This window comes from Microbulbifer sp. 2205BS26-8, assembly GCF_030731025.1.
GTDB lineage: Bacteria > Pseudomonadota > Gammaproteobacteria > Pseudomonadales > Cellvibrionaceae > Microbulbifer > Microbulbifer spongiae.
The window spans coordinates 132,045-151,156 of the sequence record NZ_JAVAMR010000002.1 but is presented as its reverse complement, the minus strand read 5'-3'; the positions used below and the strand labels follow the sequence as shown (position 1 = coordinate 151,156).

The window sequence follows — 19,112 nt, the reverse complement described above, 5'->3', positions numbered from 1 at the left end:
AGAATACCCTGAGGCTAAGGTTCAGCTGTGCATCGTGCACATGGTGCGGAACTCGCTGAAATATGTCTCCTGGAAGGACTACAAGGCGGTTACGGCTGACCTGAAGGAAATCTGAGTTATTGTCAATTCTGGTGTTCAACAAGCCTGATTAAGCAGCGCTCTGACCGGCTGTTGTCACCTCCTCTCCATCCTTGAATTTCGCTCCGGTGATGACCTTGGCAAGGTAGTCAAAGCCCGGAGCTTTCTCCACTTTTCTTCTGCACACATTCCCAGCTTGAACAGCATGTGTAGCATTCCTTCTCTCGATAGGCAGCCTTTCGAGCGCTTGGTCCGGTGTCGTATTGTCCCGAACGTCGACTCGATCGGGTTCGTTGTCCGGATGCTCTGTCAGTGTTTTGCCGGGAAGTCGTAGAAGCTCATCAGTTCTTCGTGGTCCTTTAGCAGGCACTCGGAAACTTTCGGGTATTTGGCTTCGTACGTCTTGATGAAGGTGTCGAATGCCTTCTCCGCATCGGCCCTTGTCTCAGCTTGCCAAATGTCGTACAGGAAGCGCTTGGCTTTAGGTTGGCCCGCTTTTGGCAATTTGTTGAGAACGTTGGCCGTCTTGTGTACCCAGCAACGCTGCTGGCGTGTCTCGGGGTAGGTTTCTTCCAGCGCCGCCCAGAACCCTATAGCGCCGTCACCAATTGCCAGTTCTGGGGCGTTCATGCCTCGCTCTTTTACGGGGCCAATCCCGGTCTGTATGTCGCGCTCAGGCAAGTGGCCATTGCGAACAACGGCAGCACGGTCATTGTCCAGGCGGCGATTCTTAAACCCCTCCATGAAAGTGGACAGCTCGGCCTCTATCGCCTGCTGTAGAAGCTCCCGTGCGCCCCGGCGCAGCAATTCAGTCAGCGGGTCTGCGGTTTCCTGTCGACCTGTAAACTCAACTACGGTATTCTTATCCATAGCGGCGTATTCCTGATTGGTTTCATTGTTTGGCGACAACAAATCAACCAGATACGCTGCTTTTTTTCAAACACTTAAACACCAGATTCGGTTATAACTCCCACCGCTTATATATGACCACCAGACCCCTTTTTTAGCTTTTAATTTTGGTTTAGATGCAACATTCTTCTGTTAATTTTTCTTACTATACGAATCCAACTTATACCAGTACAATCAAAGTCCGTTAGCCTTGGATGCACCCGATTCAGGATAGGAATCAAGTGATGCCATATTTGTCGATTCCTTTTCCAGATCGCTTGGGAGAGGGCGTTAGAAATGAAGCTATTTTCTTGTTGTATGAATCCTGCCAGAATTTGGTCTTCTCATTCTCTCAACAGATAAACTATTTTGGAGAACCAGGGCTTGTTGGTACAGTTAGTCACGATGATGAGTATGCTGATATGGAGTGGAAGTTATTTGGCACATTTGAGTATATTATATCTTAAGGAATAAGCTAAATTACATTAGACACAGTTTATAATATGCAATCGAAAAAATGAACTGATCGTTGCGAATAATTTTTAATTGGAGTACTGTTACCACCCAGCTTCTAAGTGAGTGATTCTGAAAATAGAAGTTGCAGAAAATCCTATAAATATTCTATATGTCCGGTAGAGTGGAGGAGCTACAGTTATGAGAAGGGCGCTATTATTTTTAATTTTATTTAATCTTCCGTTAATGTCATATGGAGGTGATCAATCTTGTGTGATAGGCAAGGAAGAAAAGGCGCGAGTGATACGCCTGGAGTTTTGGGAGTTTGATCAGTCCCAAACTGATGGCTGGCGGCCATTTTACGAAGCCGGATGCTATCAAATCGCTGCAGATTTACTTATAGAATATGTGAATATGAACCCTGCGCTTGCAAACAAGCATGTCATACTCAATATGCATGCTGGACAGATGTTGGCATCTACCGGGAATTATGAAAAAGCAAAGAACTATTTTTCTATGAGCTATTCCCCTATGAAAGATAAGGCTTGGATAAATTGGAATGCTTTCGTAGATGCGACGATAGCTTTTATTAACTCGGATATGCCTGGTTTAAAATCTGCAAAAGAAAAAATTGAGCTGCAGGAGACAATAACCAAAGAAGCTTACCCAAACTTTCCTGAATACTGGTGGGGTAAAAAAATGAATTTGGATGTGGTTAATGGTTTTATTGCATGTTTTGACAAGCCCTACGTGGAGGCATATGAGAATTGTCGTGGCTAAAAAATGTGTGTGGTAAACACAGATCAGTAATAAACAGAACATATCCAACCTATTTTGGTTATATTGAAAAAATAGCACGAGTCGGTTTCGGCCATGGCTCTGTAGCTGGGTCGATGTGAGCTTATTTCGCGATAATATCTGAAAAAATTACTTGCAGAAAAAGTACATTGAAGATTAACTCATCAAGACGATCAAGCAACACAAGGCTGGAGACAAGGCTGGAGACAAGGTCGGAGATATCTGCCGCAATCTGTGCATATCCAACGGCAGCATTTACAGTTTGTATAGCAAGTACGTCAAACCGGAAGTCAATGCAGTCAAGCATCCCAGGGAACTGGGATACGAGAACAAGCTAAAGAAGCGCTTGGCTTAGAATTTACTCATAGCCGAAGGCTGCCTCCTCAAAAAATACTAAACCCCGCTGGGTGAATCACTCCTGCGACCAGTATCCCAAAAATCACCGCTGAATTTAACCCTCTGTATTTATGCGCCTACCTTCCCGCCATGACAGCACAGGAAGGTAAGCGTTTGCGGTACGGCCTGGATTGCACAGATATTCGAGGGCCTTCAGCGCTCTGTTTTTTTATGGGGTTGCCACTTGAGCGGTCTGATAATGGCCGGGGGCCGATCAGCTGGTTCCTCCTCCAGCGCACAGGCTTCGTCCAGTGGGTAGGCTTCGTCCAACCATTGCAGGAATCGTACAGCCCGCATCACCTGGTTACCCCTACCGGGCGCAATATGCAGGTCTACGGAGTTCTCTTTGATGGCGACCAGCGTGAAGGTGAAATAATCCCCCAGGTCCACTGGCTGAAATAATCGACAGGGTAATATAGGCATCTTGAATAGGCTCCTTATGTCGCCTGTGGCGGAAAGGCGCAATGCTTTGTGCGGTTTCTCCCACCGCAGGTGTAATCCTTGAGTGAAAAAAGCAAAGTGCAATGTGCAGGGTGCGCAGCCAGAGAGGCGGTGCGCGGCTGAAGTAAAAGACCACACCAATCATCACGCAACGCCACAGCACACTCCGCCGCCGGGGGCAGGAGTGACCCGGAATGCACGCCTTCAAAAAGACCTTTATTGAAGACGAACGAGTGTATGGCGTATCATTCAAGACAGCCTCGCTAGCAGGCTGCTGAAAAAGTCCCTTTAACGAAATTTTTACCTTAACTCTTATAAAATCAGAAAATTCAGAGCCTACAAAACAAGTGTTTTTTTGATTCTAAAACTTCAAGATGATGATGCTTTAATTCAAAATCCGAGTTTTTCAGCAGCCTGCTAGATAGTTCGTTTATCTATTGGGGTTAGCCATTCCTCGGTGTTCGTGCACCGGGGGGTGGCGTTTTTCTATCATTTACGCGGTCATGATGCGGTCCTTCTTTGTTTATTTGTGTATGGATTACCTGCGAGCGTTGCGGTTACGGGGCGCTCGCGGGATAAATAATGATCATTGCGGTATGGTTTATCTGTTTATTATTCTTAGACTGCGCCGGTGAAGCGGCTGGGTGCTGTGGCAGCAGACTTACGGTATGCGCTTTTCGCAAAGACTGCAATCAAACTGAAGCTTTAGGCGACGCCAAGTTGTGTTTCCCACCGCTGCGTAGCCATTTGTGGTGCATCAGGGCAGCAGCCATCCGCTCCCGGGCATTGCAGGACCTATCTTGGCAGGGGCTATCCGGGTGGAAGGTCACCATCCCATCGCGGTGTTTTTATCAACCACCGTCTGTGGCTGCAAAAAACATAACCTGGTACGCATTTTTTGGAAGGGTTTGTCGCCTTTTGGCCCCGGGTTGTAGGTCCTGTCAAAGGGGGTTGTTAGTATCTGCGTAAATAACGAAAAAAAGCGTGCGGGATATGAAGAAGCGAAATGGTCTGTTTTGGCTTTCCCTGCAGAATGTGCTCTTCTATTGCCTCACGGCCTGCACGGAGTATGAGCAGGTACCCAGGGCAGCAGACACCGGCCAATCGCCTTTGGCTGCGCGCATTGGGGGCCGGGAGATCCGCCTTGAGAAGATCGACAACGCCCTGCAACTGGCGTTGTATGATTTGGCAGAGATGCAGTATGGCTTGCGTGTGGGCAAGATTTATGAGTTGGCAGATAAAAAGTACCACAAACAGGCAGTAGAAATTCTCCTGCCGGTCCCGGTCCCCCCCCGGATTGAATTGCCCGGCAACTCCAACCTGTTGCGCGGCAATCCCAAGGCCCCTATTACCATTTCCGTATTCTGCTCTTTCCAGTCGCCACACTGTAAATCCCTTCAACCGGTGCTGAGGCGGCTGGCTGAACACTATCCGGGGTGGACAGGGCAGGCGCACTTTGATTTCCCGCTGAAATTCCACAGGGAGGGAATACCGGCCGCTCATGCAGCCCGCTGTGCGGCAGCGCAGGGTGCCTACAGTCATTACCACGATGCTTTATATGAGCAAACCCCCAAGCTTGACGGGAAACTCTATGCAGCCCTGGCGCAGCGTTTACAGCTCGATGAGGTCCGCTTCCGGCAGTGTCTGGCAGATGCAGATGTCCGATCAAAAGTGCTGAAAGACCGGGCAATGGCGATAGACCTGGGGTTGAACAATGTTCCGGTGGTATTGATCAACGGTTTGTATCAGAAGGGGCCGCGTACGTTTGAACAGTACGCTTATTGGGTGGAGGGGGAGTTGCGTGCAATGGGGGTTTCTCCGGGTGCGCCGTATGTATGGCGGGATTCCGGTGGGGTCAATGACAGAAACCTGCCTATGACCACACTGCCTCTGGCGCTGGTAGGAGTGAGTGCATCGAGTGTCGAGGAAAACACGAAAGCATTGATCGAGGTGGAACAGGCACGGACACGCTATTTTACCCTGGGGGAACAACTGCTGCCCAACGTATCCCTGCTGCGGCTTTATGACAGATTTGCGGTCATTGACAATCGCGGCAGCCTGGAAAGGCTGCCACTTCGGGGCGAGGCGGGGACCGATATTCCGCTCACCGATTCCCGACCAATAAGCGAGGCAGCCAGACAACGGATTGAGCAGCCTCTGGGACCCGGCACCCGCAGGTTAATCGAACCATCCGGGGTGTTGACCCTGGGGCAGGAATGGCTGCGCAAACAACTGGACCAGCGCGAACTGCTGGAAGCCAAATTCACCCAGGCGGAACTGGCACTGGAGGGGCATCACCTGTTACGGCTGGAGGGTATTACAGACAGTGAATTCTTTACCGGGCTTGGCCTGCAGGAAAATGATGTGTTACTGCGTGTGAATGACAGCTGGGTGCACAGTGGGCAAAACACTTTGTGGGAAGCGCTCACCAGTGGTCGGATCGTTGATGTTACCTTAATGCGCAAGGGGCTGCCGTACCGCTTACAGTATGTGGTGGAAGAGCTTGGTTACTTTGATGAAGACGCCGCTCAAGACGAAGATTGATCCGTGTTCAGGCTGGGCCAGCTATTTACCCGGCAATCAGTTACTATGTGGCAGTGATGGCGCAAGGTAACTGTCGGATACAATAGCTGGGTCCAGTGTTCACCGGGCAGAGTTAGTGACTATTTATCCGGATTTCCATCCCACATAATATTTGCCAGGATATTCTGCCCCTGGATACTGGGATGGAAACAATCCCCACCATCAATATCATCTTTGCCAAACATGAAGGTGCCGCCATTGACTTCGTCTTCACCGGTATATTCGGCAATAACCTCTACGCCATTTGTGCCGTTATAGCTCGCTGCCTGCTCAGCCAGTATTTCATTGTACCGCCGCTGGGCAGCGCTAATGCCGTTATAGCGGGTGGTAAAATCCTCACCGTTCAAGGTGCCGCCATTGGTGGCAATTCGGCAGATGCCAAAGGTAGACCAGACATTTTCACAGTCTACCCGTGAATCCCCGCTCTGCTTTTCCAGGCCCGCAGCGCGCAGGTCCTGCACACGGGGCACCGAACCCAACACGATTGTGGAGCCATTGGGTAGACCAGCGACCAGTTTATCCAGGCCCGCGCGGATAGCCGAACGCCACTCGCTGTCGGTATACAGCGGGTCACTGCAATTGGCCGGATCGATACAGTCCCGGTTACAGATATCGTTACCGCCGAGCACAACCTCCACATGATCCGCGAGTGTACTCTGGGCAAGAATGCGATCCGCCTGTATTGAAAAGTTATCACCGCCACTGCGCATCTCGGCACCGGATTCGGCTGCACTTTTATTCGCCGCCAGATTGGGCGAAGTCACTTTATATTTGTCGTGCACACTGTCAACCGAATTGTCATCCCCATCAAACCACGAATGCTCGGGCTGATCACCTGCCAGCAGGCAAAGCAAATCCAGGATATTCGTATTGCGAGTGCAGTCCGCAGCAAAGGCCATGGTGATACTGTCACCGGCGGCGACAGCTTTGGAGGGGATTGCCACTGAGGGTTCGACCGACAGGATACCGACTACTAACGCTGTTATAACTCCGTATTGTTTCCACATGGTTGTTTCTCCCACACCGACTTTCGTCGAAGGTTATTGTTGTCATTCTGCTACGGTGAACGCGCTGGATTGTAAGCCAGAGTCCGGTAAGTGGAATTATGAATACTGTGGACTAATCGGTCAGATTCGGATAACTTGAAGTGGGTTGGACTTCTGTCGCCTGGTGCTTTCGCAAGATAGGGCCTCAAGGGCCAGAGAGATTGTCCAGCGGCTTCATACTGCCCCGGGTAGAGGCACCGCACAGACAGACACGCCTTGTTCCCCTCCGGTGGCTTCCACTATACTGCGCAACAACTTGTCGGAGCGCCTGTGGGCTGAGATCGCTGCTGCGAGATCCGTTGAACCTGATCGGGGTAACTTCCGCGTAGGGAACAAGATCCGAAGTCGTCGCTGTTTGCCACGGGGATGACTTTTCTCTTACTTTTTGCCCTGGACGCTGCGCCCTATATTTTTTGCAAGCCACGGGGTCAAGCATGTCCGAACCTACCAAGCAGTCTGGCAAAGCCTCCCGCGCCGCCAGTCGCAATTTCGCAAAGTCTTTTCTGAAAAACCTCTCCGCGCAGTCCTTCCCCAATTCCAGCAAGGTCTACCTGCCGGGTGAGACGGTGGATATCCGGGTGGGCGCCCGCCAAATTGAACTGAGCGACAGTGTTGTGGGCGGAGATGCCAACAATCCGGTACTGGAACCGAATGCGCCGCTGATGGTGTATGACACTTCCGGCCCCTACTCGGACCCCAACACCAAAGTGGATGTGCGCGAGGGGTTGCCCCGGTTTCGCCAAGCCTGGATTGAGGCGCGCGACGATACCGAGCAACTGGGCTCCCGACAGGCAGCCTACAGCCAAAGGCGCATGGCGGATCGGGGGCTGGATCATATCCGCTTTGAAAAACTGCCGGGCCCGCGCCGTGCCAGGGCCGGCAACAATGTTTCGCAGATGCACTATGCCCGCCGCGGCATCATCACCCCGGAAATGGCCTATATCGCGGTGCGCGAGAATATGGGCCGTGCACAACAGGGGGGTGTGCCAGAGGAGCAGGAATACCAGAAGGCTCGCGAGGGTATTTATATCCCCGAGCAAATCACCCCGGAATTTGTGCGCAGGGAAGTGGCAGAGGGACGCGCGATCATTCCCGCCAATATCAACCACCCGGAAGTGGAGCCGATGATTATCGGTCGCAACTTCCTGTGCAAGGTGAATGCCAATATCGGCAATTCCGCCATCACCTCCTCTATCGAGGAGGAGGTGGAGAAGCTGGTGTGGTCGACCAGATGGGGTGCGGATACGGTGATGGACCTCTCCACCGGCGCCAATATCCATGAAACCCGCGAGTGGATATTACGCAACTCCCCAGTGCCGATCGGCACTGTGCCCATCTACCAGGCCCTGGAGAAAGTGGATGGCGTTGCTGAAGCACTGACCTGGGAAATCTTTCGCGACACCCTGATCGAACAGGCGGAGCAGGGTGTGGATTATTTTACCATCCACGCCGGGGTCTTACTGCGCTATGTGCCGCTCACGGCCAACCGCACGACCGGCATCGTATCCCGCGGCGGCTCCATTATGGCCAAGTGGTGCCTGAGTCATCACAAAGAAAATTTCCTCTACAGCCACTTTGAGGAAATCTGTGAAATCATGAAGGCCTATGATGTGAGTTTCAGCCTCGGTGACGGCCTGCGCCCCGGATCTATTGCCGATGCCAATGACGAAGCCCAGTTCGGTGAATTGCGCACCCTGGGTGAATTGACCCAAATCGCCTGGAAGCACGATATACAGACCATGATCGAAGGCCCCGGCCACGTGGCCATCCATAAAATCAAGGAGAATATGGATGAGCAGCTGAAGCATTGCCACGGTGCGCCTTTCTATACCCTGGGGCCCTTGACAACCGATATCGCCCCCGGCTATGACCACATTACCTCCGGCATCGGTGCCGCGCTGATCGGCACTTATGGCTGCGCCATGCTGTGCTACGTGACTCCAAAAGAGCATCTGGGCCTACCCAATAAAGAGGATGTCAAAGAGGGGTTGATGGCCTATAAGATTGCCGCGCATGCTGCGGATCTGGCCAAGGGGCACCCCCGCGCTCAGAAACGCGATGATGCCCTTTCCAAAGCCCGTTTTGAATTTCGCTGGGAGGACCAGTTCAACCTGGGTCTCGATCCGCAGCGGGCGCGCTCTTATCACGACGAAACCCTGCCGAAGGAATCCGGCAAGGTCGCGCACTTCTGCTCTATGTGTGGCCCCAAGTTTTGCTCCATGAAAATTAGCCAGGACGTGCGCGATTACGCGGCCAGGCGGGAGGCGGAACAAGGCATGGAAGACATGGCGATCAAGTACAAGGACATGGGCAGCGAGATCTATCACAAGGGCGGATGATGACCATTGGGCAGGGATTTCAAGACGCTGGTTCCCCGCTGGAAAATAACCGGCACCCGCTGTGCGCAGTCACCAGGGTGGTTGCTGTCGGTCGGTGCCCAAACGAGGTTGGAGTGACAGGTGGTCAATGACTAGTGAAGCCAAAGCGAGAATAGCCATTGCCGGTGGCGGCCTGCTGGGCCGTCTGCTGGCTTGGCGGTTATCCCGGCGGGAGCTGGATATTACTCTGTTCGAGGCAGGAGATTTGTCGATGCCGGAAGGGGCCTGCTGGGCCGCGGCGGGCATGATCTCGCCCCTGTCCGAACTGGTTCAGGGGGAAAAAGAGATTTATACCTTGGGGCTTGAGGGCCTGAAACTCTGGATGGACTGGAGCAAGCAGCTGGAAAAGCAGACCGGCCGCGAGGTGGAATTTCGCCAGGCCGGCAGTGTGCTGGTTGCCCACGGCAAAGACAGGAGTGAATTGGCACAGTTTCTGCGGGATCTGCACGGCAAGCTGGGTACGCTGGAAAAAGATCAGGTGCAGTCCCTGGACGCGCGCGGACTGCGTGCGCTGGAACCGGCTCTGGAGCGCTTCGATCAGGGTTTGTTCCTGCGCGGTGAAGCGGATATCAACAACCACCGCCTCCTGCCCCTGTTGCTCAGTGCTTTGCGCCAGCAGGGCGTGACACTGCGCGAGCGCACCAAGGTGGGCTGTGAACAAAACCGGGTGTGCTTTACCGAAGGACAGGAGCAGTTCGACTGCGTGATAGACTGTCGCGGCCTCGGTGCCAAAGACGGTATTGAGGGGCTGCGCGGTGTGCGCGGTGAAGTGATGGTGGTGGAATCCCGCGAGGTGGTTTTGCAACGCCCGGTGCGTCTGCTGCATCCCCGCTACAGTCTCTATGCTGTGCCCCGCCGTGACGGTCGTACGGTGATTGGTGCCACTGAAATTGAAAGTGAGGATATGTCACCGATTTCTGTGCGCTCCAGTATGGAGCTGTCCTCCGCACTCTTTTCCCTCAACCCGGCGTTCGCCGAAGCGCGCATCGTGGAGACACGGGTCAACTGCCGCCCCGCCACGTTGGACAACAGGCCGCTGATACACAATGCCCGGGGTCAGATACGTGTCAATGGTCTCTATCGCCACGGTTATCTGCTGGCTCCGGCAATGGTGCAGCAGGTGGAAGAGATAGTGACAGAACAGCTTCTACAGGTGGTTTGATGCAGGTTTTTGTGAATGGGGAAGCCCACACGCTGGCGTCTTCAATGGCGCTGGCCACGCTGTTGCAGCAGCTGGGGTATTGCGGGGAGACCTTCGCCGTGGCTGTGAATGGCCGCTTTGTCCCACGTACGGAGTATGCCGCAACTGCGATTCATCAAGATGATCGCCTGGATATTGTGGCACCGGTAGTGGGGGGGTGAGTGTGAGTGATCCGTTAGTCCTTTACGGCCGGGAATTCAACAGCCGCCTGCTGGTGGGGACTGCACTGTACCCATCGCCGGCCATCATGCGGGAGTCGGTGCGCGCCTCTGCATCAGAAATCATCACATTGTCCCTGCGCCGGCAAAACCCGGCGCAGCAGCGGGACAATGTATTCTGGGATTATGTGCGTGAAACCGGCTGCCAGTTACTGCCGAATACAGCGGGCTGCAAATCGCCGCGGGAGGCGGTGGAGCTGGCGAAGATGTCGCGGGAGATTTTCCGTACCGAGTGGCTCAAGCTGGAGGTGATCGGCGATGATTACAACCTGCAGCCGGACCCCTTTGGCCTGGTCGAAGCGGCGCGCGAACTGGTCACCCTGGGCTTTAAAGTACTGCCCTATTGCACCGAGGACCTGGTGCTGTGCCGCAGGTTGCTGGATGTCGGCTGTGAAGTGCTAATGCCTTGGGGTGCGCCAATCGGCACGGGGCAGGGGCTTTTGAATAAATACAATCTGCACATGCTGCGTGAGCGCCTGCCCGGTGTGCCATTGATTATCGACGCTGGCATCGGCGCCCCCTCGCAGGCAGCGGAAGCGTTGGAAGCGGGTTTTGATGCGGTGCTGTTAAATACCGCCATTGCCAGAGCGCGGGACCCGGTGGCGATGGCGGGGGCATTCAAACTCTCCATAGAATCGGGGCGCGCGGCGTTCAATGCCGGGCTGATGCTCAAGCGCCAGACCGCCAGCCCGAGTACCCCCACGCTGGATATGCCATTCTGGCAGCAGGGCGAACATCTGCCGCAGGGATAACCTATTGATGCCAGAGGAAGCCTTCACAAACAAACCGATTGTCTGGAGTATTGCCGGCAGCGATTCGGGCGGCGGCGCCGGTATCCAGGCAGACCTGCTGACATTTGCCGATCTGGGCTGTCACGGTTGCACGGCCATCACTGCCAACACCGCACAAAATACCTGTGCCGTGGACTCGATTAACGCCGTGCCGATAGACGTGCTGCAAGCCCAGTTGCAGGCCCTGCAGACGGATTTGTTTCCGACGGCAATCAAGGTGGGTTTGCTGGCCAACGCCCGGCAGGTATTGGCGGTGGCTGAGTTCTTGCGTGCGCTCAGGCAGGTTAAGCCGGTCCCGATTATTTACGACCCAGTGGCGGTGGCGAGCAGCGGTGCCGGCCTGACCGAAGAGGGTATCGCGGCACCAGTGCTCGAACAGCTGCTGCCACTGTGCGACCTGGTCACCCCCAACCGGTACGAACTGGAGTGGTTAAGCCAAACCGCCCCTGCCGGTGCTGCAGCGCTCATTGGCGCGGCGCGGCAACTGCAGTCGCGGGGTTGCGGCGCGGTACTGGTCACCGGTGGACACACGCAACTGCGCCCCGGGGAAATTGCCGATTTACTCTGGGACGGTGACAAAGCCGACTGGTTGATTGGCAGGGCAGTACTGGGCAACAACACCCATGGCACTGGCTGTACGCTCTCCTCGGCAATTGCTGCCTGCCGAGCGCTGGGCTATCCACTGCGGGACGCCTGCGTGCTTGGAAAAGCCTATGTGCAGCGCGGTCTGCGCCTTGCAAAAAGCGATCGAATCGGGGCGGGCGCGGGGCCGGTGGGGCACTGCGGCTGGCCACTGGAACTGCGGGATTTTCCCGAGGTACTGCTGCCCGGAGAAGACCGTAGTGCAGCCTACGGCCTGGTTGGCGATGTTTCGACGCAGACCTTTGTGCAGGGTTTTGCCATGCCCGACAGCACCGAACTGGGGCTCTATCCAGTGGTGGATTCTATGGATTGGTTGCAGCGGCTGGCAGAGCAGGGTGTGCGCACCCTGCAACTGCGTATCAAAAATCCCGGCGGCGATCTGCACGCGCAGGTGGCGCGCGCTGTGGACATTGGCAAACGCCATCAGCTGCGGCTGTTTATCAACGACTACTGGCAGTTGGCGATTGAATGCGGCGCTTACGGGGTTCACCTGGGGCAGGGTGATCTGAAAACAGCCGACCTGGCGGCAATCCAGGCGGCGGGCCTCAGGCTTGGAATCAGCACCCACGGCTTTTACGAACTGTTGCTGGCCTACCGGTACCGCCCGAGCTACCTGGCGCTCGGCGCTATCTATGCCACCGGTACCAAAGACATGTCCGGACAGTTGCAGGGGCCGCAAAAGCTTGCCCGTATGGCGGCACTTCTGCCGGATTATCCCCTGGTGGCGATTGGCGGAATCAACCTGCAGCGCGTTGCTGAGGTTGCCGCCAGCGGCGTGGGCAGTATTGCCGTAGTCAGTGCCATCACCGGGGCGGAAGATTATGTACAGGCGGTTGCAGATCTGCGCACCGCTCTAGAGGGCGCGGTTCCCGCGGCGTCCGCGAAGGGGTTGCCATGTTGAGTGCCAGGGAATTACAGCGTTACAGCCGCCAGATCCTGTTGCCCCAGGTGGGGGAAGAAGGGCAGAAAAAGCTGGCTGCCGCGCGCTTGATGGTGATTGGTCTCGGTGGCCTCGGCAGCCCGGTGGCCCTGTATCTCGCGGCCGCCGGTATTGGCACATTACATCTGGTGGACGGCGACTGTATTGATCTCTCCAACCTCCAGCGGCAGGTGATCTATAAAACAAACCACCTGGGTAAGTCCAAAGCGCAGGTGGCCGCCCAGCAGCTCACTGCCGCCAACCCGGCAATACACATTCACGCCCACAACCGTATGGCCGATGCGCCGTGGCTGCGCCAACAGGCAGGCCAGGTGGATCTGATGCTCGACTGCACCGATAACCTGGAAATCCGCCATGTGATCAACCGCAGTTGCCGGGAAGCCCGATGCCCTGTGGTGATGGCCTCGGTGCAGGGCTTTTCCGGGCAGCTGATCAGCTTTGATTTTTCCAGAAACCGGCATCCCTGCTATGCCTGCCTGTTTCCGCCGCAGGCGCGCAGCGCAGCGCAGAACTGCTCCAGTGCCGGTGTGATCGGTCCGGCGCTGGGAATGGTTGGCAGTATGCAGGCGCTGGAGGCGATGAAATGGTTACTGGGGCTGCCCGTGCCCAGCCTGAATCAACTGCACCTGGTGGAAGCTGAAACCCTGGGGCTACAATCCCTGCAGTTACAACGGCAGAGGGATTGCCCCGTGTGTGGCCAGGATTAACCCGGCCTGCGGTTTCGGTATTCCGGTGACAGAAGTTTGGGGGTTGAGGTATTTCTTGTCCCTGCTGTCATGATATTCTTTCTTGCAGAGGGGTGGCCAATACACCGGTTGATCCCTGCGGTAACCCCCGCCGATTTTTTCTGACGTATTTCATGTCTGTGTCTGGTGCCTGATTCAATGGGCGTGTGATTTTTCAATACACTAGGGGGTTTAGAGACAGGCCAACTTCTACTACACAAGGGGCGTATAGTGATGAAGAAAATCGATATTGGTATCGACGAAAAGGATCGGGAAAAGATTGCTGCTGGCCTCAAGCACCTGCTGGCCGATAGTTACACACTGTATCTTCAGACCCATAATTTCCACTGGAATGTTACAGGGCCTCTGTTTCGTGAGTTACACCTGATGTTTGAGGAGCATTACACCGAACTGGCTGATGCCGTCGACGATATAGCCGAGCGCATTCGCACCCTGGGGGTTGCCGCTCCCGGTACCTACCAGGCTTTTGCCCAGTTGAGTTCCATCGAGGAAGTGGTGGAAATTCCCGCTGCGGAGGATATGGTTAAAATCCTCACCAAAGGCCACGAGCGGGTGATCAAAACCTGTCGTGATGTGCTCAAGTCTGCCCAGAAGGGCGAGGATGAATCCACCATTGCCTTGGTGTCGGACCGCATGCGGGTACATGAGAAAACCGCCTGGATGCTGCGCGCGACCAGCAGCAAGTGATCCCCCGGCCTGTGGCGCCGTAGCGTCCAAGGCGCTGACAATCACGCACTGACCAGCTGCAAGAAGGCTTGTGCCGGTGCCGAGAGGCTGCCGCGGTTCTTGAGGAGGATGCCCACATCCTGGGTGACGACCGGTGCCGACAGGGTGTGGCAATGCAAGCCGTATTCCTGCATCTGGGCCGCACACAGGCGCGGCACGGCACTGACACCCAGCCCCGCGCGGACCAGTTGCCCGATGGTGCTGAGCTGGTTGGCCTCGCAAATATAGCGGGCGGCCTGGCCGCAGCGCGCAAAGGCTTCCTCTGTCCAGCGGCGCACGGCCGAGCCCCGGTTCATGGAGATAAACGGGTGCGCGGCCAGGTCGCGCCACTGCAAGGCGCGCTTTCCGGCCAGTGCATGTTGTGCCGGTATCACGGCGATAAACCGGTCGCGCTCGAAAGGAATGAACACCAGACCGCCCAAATCGTCCGGGCGAAAACAGATGCCCAGTTCAGCGCGTCCCTCTTGAACTGACTGCACCACCCGTTCCATCACCACATCCTCCAGCACAATATCGATCCGGGGATGGCCCCGGTGGAACTGTGCCAGTAGTGTTGGCAGGCGGTTCAGGGCAAAAGCCGGAATCACCGCCAGCTGTAGCTGTCCGCGTTCGAGGCGGAACCGCTGCTGTATGGCCTCCAGTGACTGGTCCCAACTGTGCAGCAGCTGCTCGGCACGTGAGAGAAATTCCCGTCCCTCGGGTGTCAGCACCAGCTGGCGGCCATCGCGGCTGAAGAGGGGGCCACCGACGGTGGCTTCCAGATTGCGAATAGCCACAGACAGGGCGGGCTGGGAGAGATGTAACTGCGCGCTGGCCTCCGCCAGGCTGCGGCTGCGCGCTACGGCCGTAAAGGCGCGCAGCTGCTTGATGGTTGCACTCACGGGGACTCCAGACCGCCCTTGGATAGCTTACGGGGGACTTTAATATTTTTTAATAAACCTTTATAAGATTAAAATAGTTTAAATCTGCCCGGCAAGGCATGATGGCCTCCTTCGCACCGAGCGAAACTCGTACAACCGCTGAGCATTGTGAATGCATAAGGTCTGCTGAGATGAAGGACACTGTACAACCCCTTTGGCAACCGAGCCCTGAGGCCGTTGCCGCCACCCAGATGGAAGCGTTTCGCCGCTGGGTCAATGAGAGACACCAGCTGACACTGAGTGATTACAGTGCCCTCTACCAGTGGTCGGTGGAGGCGCGCGAAACCTTCTGGAGCGACCTGTGGGATTTCACCGGGGTGCTGGCCAGTGCGCGCGGGGATGTGGTGCTCGGGCGCGACGGCATGCCGGGGGCCCAGTGGTTTCTCGGTGCCAGACTCAACTTTGCCGAGAACCTGCTGCGCTTTCGCGATAACAGGCCGGCCCTGGTTGAGCGCCTGGAAAATGGCGGCCGCCGACAGCTCAGCTATGCGGAACTCTACCAGCGGGTAGAGCGCCTCGCCGCTGCCCTGGCTGATCAGGGCGTGGTGCAGGGGGATCGTGTGGCGGGCTTTATGCCCAATGTGATCGATACCGTGGTGGCGATGCTGGCCACCACCAGCCTCGGGGCCATCTGGACCTCCTGCTCCCCGGATTTCGGTATCCAAGGGGTACTCGACCGCTTCGGACAGGTGGAGCCGAAAGTGCTGTTTGCCTGCGAGGGGTATTTCTATAACGGCAAGGTGGTTGACTCCCTGCCGCGCTTGCGGGATATAGTGGGCCGTATCAATGCCCTCGAAAAACTCGTGGTGGTGCCCGTTGCCCGCACTGAGGAGCAGACCGCCGGGGTGCTGGCTGCGCAGCCCGTGGAAAAGGCCATTCTGCTGCAGGACTTTGAAACTGCGGCACCCCCGTCCAAGCTCGCCTTTGTGCAGACCGGGTTCGATCACCCCCTGTACATCATGTACTCCTCCGGTACCACCGGGGTCCCAAAATGTATCGTGCACGGCGCCGGTGGCACCCTGCTGCAGCACCTGAAAGAGCACCGCCTGCACTGTGACCTGCGTCGCGAGGACACACTGTTTTACTTCACCACCTGCGGCTGGATGATGTGGAACTGGCTGGTGAGCGGCCTCGCCTCCGGCGCTACTCTGGTGCTGTTTGACGGTTCGCCGTTTTACCCCGGGGCGAAGAGCCTATGGGATATGGCGGATGAAGAGGGTATCAGCGTATTCGGCACCAGTGCCAAATACATTGCCGCGCTGGAGAAGAGTGGCTGTAAACCGCGGGAGAGCCACCGGCTGGAAAAACTTCGCGCGCTGCTGTCTACCGGATCCCCCCTGGCCCACGAGGGCTTTCGCTATGTGTATCGGGAGATCAAGAGGGACCTCTGTCTGTCTTCCATTTCTGGTGGCACCGACATCATTTCCTGCTTTGCCCTTGGCAATCCATCCCTGCCGGTCTTTGCGGGCGAGCTGCAGTGTCGCGGTCTGGGCATGGCGGTGGAAGTCTGGAACGACAGCGGCCAGGCGGTGACGGCTGAGAAAGGCGAACTGGTGTGTGCCCGGTCTTTCCCCTGTATGCCGATTGGCTTTTGGAATGATCCCGAAGGGGTAAAATACCGCAGCGCCTACTTTGCGCACTGGCCCGGCGTTTGGGCCCATGGAGACTATGCGGAGATCACAGAACACGGCGGTGTGATTATTTACGGGCGCTCTGATGCGGTGCTCAATCCCGGTGGTGTGCGCATTGGTACCGCAGAGATCTACCGCCAGGTGGAAAAAGTGGAGGAGGTGCTCGACAGTATCTGCATAGGCCAGCAGTGGCACGACGATGTGCGCGTGGTACTGTTTGTGGTGCTGCGCAATGGAGTGCAACTGGATGAGGCGCTGATACAGAAAATCCGCACCACCATTCGCGCCAACACCACGCCCCGCCATGTACCGGCGAAGGTGGTTCAGGTGGCGGATATTCCCCGTACCATCAGCGGAAAAATTGTTGAACTGGCAGTGCGCAATGTGGTGCATGGCCAGGCGGTGAAGAACAGGGAGGCGCTGGCCAACCCCGAAGCACTGGCGTTATTCGAACAGTTGCCGGCGCTGGAGGAAGACTAAAGCATAGCGGCAGCAGGAACCGTTGTGCGGGCGCTATTTTGTTTGCGCCGGTTCTGCGCTACTCTTGCCCAAGGGCAATACACACTAGTTACGGTAAAAGAACAGGCATGGTTACCTATCTCTACTGGGCGGCGGTTATCGCCCTGGTGATTCTCTCTCTCTATGTGGGCAGCCGTATGGGCAGCCTGAAAATAGGCGCTATCGTGGCCGCGGTCTTCTTTCTGGCGGGCTGGCTGGCCTATTATTTCCACTACCAGCAGGTGTTTGTGAAGCGTTTTGGCGGCGTCATGCGAATCTCTGTGCCGGAGGGGTTTCGGCATATTGGGGCTACCTGGAAAGACGACAATCTATGGATCGAAAACTACGATCCCAACACCAATCAATGTATTTTCACTGAGTACTCCAGGGGAAATATTCTTGAGGGGCGGGTAATTATTCAGAACTGCAATCCGCTGCTGGGCGCTTCCGGTACTGCCCAGCCATAAATCCGTCTGGGAATCCCTGTACCCAGCGGATCAATCGCGTTTCCTGCCTGTTGGCCGCCGGCCGGTAGCGGGATTGGCTCCTGTTGCCGGTAGATTACCCTCCCTTCCCCCTGCCGGAGCGAACCCGAAAGTAGTGGGGCCGGGTGCTCCGTGCAGAGCATTGCGGGATAAATTCAACCTGCAGTTTAAAACCGCCCATGGGTGTGATAGTGGCCCGGGCGGTGTGGAGTTACCTTGGAAAAGGGGTTAGTAAGTGCGCAGTCCGCTTTGATGGGGGGTAAAGACGGGGGCATTCCCGCATACCAACCGGCTAAACAGCGGAAGGTTTCCCGCTCATAAGGGTTGCGGGGTCCAACCGATAAAACTGACTCAGTTCCTCATACAATTGTGGGTGCAGTTGCCGCATCGCCACGGGGATGGTAAAAAAAGTCTCTGTGGCCACAGCGAAGAATTCCGCGGGTGACTGCGCGCCGTAGAGATCGAGCACCGAGGGTGCCTCGTCAGCCAGGTTGCCGAATTGGGCGCGCCGGCGCAGACGGGCAAACTCCCTGTTCATCACCCCGGCCCAGTTGGCCCCCTCACTGGCCCGTTCGAACAGGGGGCGGCCATCGAAGCGGCCATCCTCCTCATCCACCTTATGCGCGAACTCGTGCAGGGCCACATTGTGCCCTTTCTGGGGATGCTGCAGATTCTCCTCCAGGTCACCCCAGGACAGGACCACGGGACCGCGGTAATGGGCCTCTCCCGCCCGCACACTGTGTCCTGCGGTTTCTATATAGCCCTCCCGTTTTGTTTCCTGTGCGACATAGGTATCCGGATAGAGAAGCAGGCTGTAGAGACTGGGATAGCAAGCATTTTTGCGCCCCAACAGCAACAGGCAGGCGTGGGCGGCAATGGCCACTTTCATTCTCTCATCGACCTGCAATCCCTCGCAGCCGACAAACGTCTTGTCGTGCAGAAACAGAGCGATATTTCCCCGCAATTCTCCCTGCTGTTGCGGGTTCAGGGAATGGTAGAGAGGCAGTGTTTCCCCGAGCAACTGTAGCTGTTTGTCACTCAGTGGTTTGGCGCGGCGGTAGTTCAAGCGCCAGCGATTGTAATAGAAAGGGATTAACCAGGCGGCCAGAGCCAGAAGAATGATGGCGAGGAAAACCGTCATACAAGCAACCCTTGCCGTTATTTGCGCTGGCTCAGATCATGCCCGGCGATACCCGTTATTGCAAAGGGTAGGGCCGGTTAAAATCCTGGGGTCCAAGGGCGCATCACAGCAG

The 19,112-nt window shown here is 56.0% G+C and carries 16 protein-coding genes, 2 pseudogenes and 1 riboswitch; of the genes and pseudogenes, 13 read left to right on the top strand and 5 right to left on the bottom strand.

The window, feature by feature from the left end:
• Positions 1-112, top strand: a pseudogene (locus tag Q5Y71_RS01315) (transposase); the annotation flags it as partial.
• Between the two features lie 36 nt (positions 113-148).
• On the opposite strand, the pseudogene Q5Y71_RS01310 reads toward Q5Y71_RS01315, so the two are convergent.
• Positions 149-948: pseudogene (locus Q5Y71_RS01310) on the bottom strand (transposase).
• Positions 949-1,211: 263 nt separating this feature from the next.
• Here Q5Y71_RS01310 and Q5Y71_RS01305 point away from each other — a divergent pair.
• Both Q5Y71_RS01305 and Q5Y71_RS01300 read left to right on the top strand, forming a co-directional pair.
• The gene (locus Q5Y71_RS01305; protein WP_306039430.1) at positions 1,212-1,433 is read left to right on the top strand and encodes a hypothetical protein; all 222 of its coding nucleotides are present in this window, start codon (positions 1,212-1,214) and stop codon (positions 1,431-1,433) included.
• 187 nt (positions 1,434-1,620) lie between these two features.
• On the top strand, positions 1,621-2,199 hold the full coding sequence (locus Q5Y71_RS01300; RefSeq protein WP_306039428.1) for a hypothetical protein: 579 nt from the start codon (positions 1,621-1,623) through the stop codon (positions 2,197-2,199).
• 567 nt (positions 2,200-2,766) lie between these two features.
• On the opposite strand, the gene Q5Y71_RS01295 is transcribed toward Q5Y71_RS01300, so the two are convergent.
• Entirely contained in the window at positions 2,767-3,036 is a 270-nt protein-coding gene (locus Q5Y71_RS01295) for a hypothetical protein (RefSeq protein WP_306039426.1), read from the bottom strand.
• 1,011 nt (positions 3,037-4,047) lie between these two features.
• On the opposite strand from Q5Y71_RS01295, the gene Q5Y71_RS01290 reads away from it, so the two are divergent.
• The gene (locus tag Q5Y71_RS01290; RefSeq protein WP_306039425.1) at positions 4,048-5,598 is read left to right on the top strand and encodes a thioredoxin domain-containing protein; all 1,551 of its coding nucleotides are present in this window, start codon (positions 4,048-4,050) and stop codon (positions 5,596-5,598) included.
• Positions 5,599-5,717: 119 nt separating this feature from the next.
• Here Q5Y71_RS01290 and Q5Y71_RS01285 read toward each other — a convergent pair whose 3' ends face one another.
• A complete protein-coding gene (locus Q5Y71_RS01285; protein ID WP_306039424.1) occupies positions 5,718-6,644 on the bottom strand; it encodes an SGNH/GDSL hydrolase family protein in 927 nt (308 codons plus the stop codon).
• A 289-nt stretch (positions 6,645-6,933) separates the two neighbouring features.
• Positions 6,934-7,032, top strand: a riboswitch (TPP riboswitch).
• 85 nt (positions 7,033-7,117) lie between these two features.
• Between Q5Y71_RS01285 and thiC the strand changes: the two genes are divergently transcribed.
• From thiC to Q5Y71_RS01250, 7 genes are all read left to right on the top strand, one after another.
• Positions 7,118-9,022, top strand: coding sequence for a phosphomethylpyrimidine synthase ThiC (thiC, locus tag Q5Y71_RS01280; protein ID WP_306039422.1), 1,905 nt, complete (start codon positions 7,118-7,120; stop codon positions 9,020-9,022).
• A gap of 127 nt (positions 9,023-9,149) precedes the next feature.
• A complete protein-coding gene (gene thiO, locus Q5Y71_RS01275; protein WP_306039420.1) occupies positions 9,150-10,223 on the top strand; it encodes a glycine oxidase ThiO in 1,074 nt (357 codons plus the stop codon).
• Entirely contained in the window at positions 10,223-10,423 is a 201-nt protein-coding gene (gene thiS, locus Q5Y71_RS01270) for a sulfur carrier protein ThiS (RefSeq protein ID WP_306039419.1), read from the top strand. The genes thiO and thiS overlap by 1 nt, the downstream gene beginning before the upstream one ends.
• A 2-nt stretch (positions 10,424-10,425) precedes the next feature.
• Positions 10,426-11,232 carry a thiazole synthase gene (locus tag Q5Y71_RS01265; RefSeq protein ID WP_306039417.1) on the top strand — a complete coding sequence of 269 codons (807 nt, stop codon included), beginning with the start codon at positions 10,426-10,428 and terminating at the stop codon, positions 11,230-11,232.
• A gap of 7 nt (positions 11,233-11,239) precedes the next feature.
• Complete coding sequence (thiE, locus tag Q5Y71_RS01260; RefSeq protein ID WP_306039415.1) at positions 11,240-12,814, top strand: thiamine phosphate synthase; 1,575 nt, start codon at positions 11,240-11,242, stop codon at positions 12,812-12,814.
• The gene (locus Q5Y71_RS01255) at positions 12,808-13,560 is read left to right on the top strand and encodes a HesA/MoeB/ThiF family protein (protein ID WP_306039412.1); all 753 of its coding nucleotides are present in this window, start codon (positions 12,808-12,810) and stop codon (positions 13,558-13,560) included. Before thiE ends, Q5Y71_RS01255 begins: the two co-directional genes overlap by 7 nt.
• Positions 13,561-13,812: 252 nt before the next feature.
• Positions 13,813-14,286 (top strand): Dps family protein, encoded by a 474-nt coding sequence (locus Q5Y71_RS01250; RefSeq protein ID WP_306039410.1) that lies wholly within the window; start codon positions 13,813-13,815, stop codon positions 14,284-14,286.
• 41 nt (positions 14,287-14,327) lie between these two features.
• Here the strand turns inward: Q5Y71_RS01250 and Q5Y71_RS01245 are convergent, their stop codons facing one another.
• Positions 14,328-15,206: a LysR family transcriptional regulator gene (locus tag Q5Y71_RS01245; RefSeq protein WP_306039408.1), complete on the bottom strand. Its 879-nt coding sequence runs from the start codon at positions 15,204-15,206 to the stop codon at positions 14,328-14,330.
• A gap of 170 nt (positions 15,207-15,376) precedes the next feature.
• Here Q5Y71_RS01245 and Q5Y71_RS01240 point away from each other — a divergent pair, with 170 nt between their 5' ends.
• Together Q5Y71_RS01240 and Q5Y71_RS01235 are read left to right on the top strand one after the other, a co-directional pair.
• Positions 15,377-17,356 carry an acetoacetate--CoA ligase gene (locus Q5Y71_RS01240; protein WP_306039406.1) on the top strand — a complete coding sequence of 660 codons (1,980 nt, stop codon included), beginning with the start codon at positions 15,377-15,379 and terminating at the stop codon, positions 17,354-17,356.
• 107 nt (positions 17,357-17,463) lie between these two features.
• Positions 17,464-17,841, top strand: a complete 378-nt coding sequence (locus Q5Y71_RS01235) for a hypothetical protein (RefSeq protein ID WP_306039404.1) — start codon at positions 17,464-17,466, stop codon at positions 17,839-17,841.
• A 310-nt stretch (positions 17,842-18,151) separates the two neighbouring features.
• Here the strand turns inward: Q5Y71_RS01235 and Q5Y71_RS01230 are convergent, their stop codons facing one another.
• A complete protein-coding gene (locus tag Q5Y71_RS01230; protein WP_306039402.1) occupies positions 18,152-19,000 on the bottom strand; it encodes a zinc-dependent peptidase in 849 nt (282 codons plus the stop codon).
• Between the last annotated feature and the right edge of the window lie 112 nt (positions 19,001-19,112).

Excerpts from the sequence above, each read along its gene's own strand:
- thiS (WP_306039419.1), top strand. The coding sequence starts at position 10,223 with ATGCAGGTTTTTGTGAATGGGGAAGCCCACACGCTGGCGTCTTCAATG.
- Q5Y71_RS01250 (WP_306039410.1), top strand. The coding sequence starts at position 13,813 with ATGAAGAAAATCGATATTGGTATCGACGAAAAGGATCGGGAAAAGATT.
- Q5Y71_RS01295 (WP_306039426.1), bottom strand. The coding sequence starts at position 3,036 with ATGCCTATATTACCCTGTCGATTATTTCAGCCAGTGGACCTGGGGGAT.
- thiE (WP_306039415.1), top strand. The coding sequence starts at position 11,240 with ATGCCAGAGGAAGCCTTCACAAACAAACCGATTGTCTGGAGTATTGCC.
- thiC (WP_306039422.1), top strand. The coding sequence starts at position 7,118 with ATGTCCGAACCTACCAAGCAGTCTGGCAAAGCCTCCCGCGCCGCCAGT.
- Q5Y71_RS01255 (WP_306039412.1), top strand. The coding sequence starts at position 12,808 with ATGTTGAGTGCCAGGGAATTACAGCGTTACAGCCGCCAGATCCTGTTG.
- Q5Y71_RS01300 (WP_306039428.1), top strand. The coding sequence starts at position 1,621 with ATGAGAAGGGCGCTATTATTTTTAATTTTATTTAATCTTCCGTTAATG.
- Q5Y71_RS01235 (WP_306039404.1), top strand. The coding sequence starts at position 17,464 with ATGGTTACCTATCTCTACTGGGCGGCGGTTATCGCCCTGGTGATTCTC.
- Q5Y71_RS01240 (WP_306039406.1), top strand. The coding sequence starts at position 15,377 with ATGAAGGACACTGTACAACCCCTTTGGCAACCGAGCCCTGAGGCCGTT.
- thiO (WP_306039420.1), top strand. The coding sequence starts at position 9,150 with ATGACTAGTGAAGCCAAAGCGAGAATAGCCATTGCCGGTGGCGGCCTG.
- Q5Y71_RS01230 (WP_306039402.1), bottom strand. The coding sequence starts at position 19,000 with ATGACGGTTTTCCTCGCCATCATTCTTCTGGCTCTGGCCGCCTGGTTA.
- Q5Y71_RS01285 (WP_306039424.1), bottom strand. The coding sequence starts at position 6,644 with ATGTGGAAACAATACGGAGTTATAACAGCGTTAGTAGTCGGTATCCTG.
- Q5Y71_RS01305 (WP_306039430.1), top strand. The coding sequence starts at position 1,212 with ATGCCATATTTGTCGATTCCTTTTCCAGATCGCTTGGGAGAGGGCGTT.
- Q5Y71_RS01290 (WP_306039425.1), top strand. The coding sequence starts at position 4,048 with ATGAAGAAGCGAAATGGTCTGTTTTGGCTTTCCCTGCAGAATGTGCTC.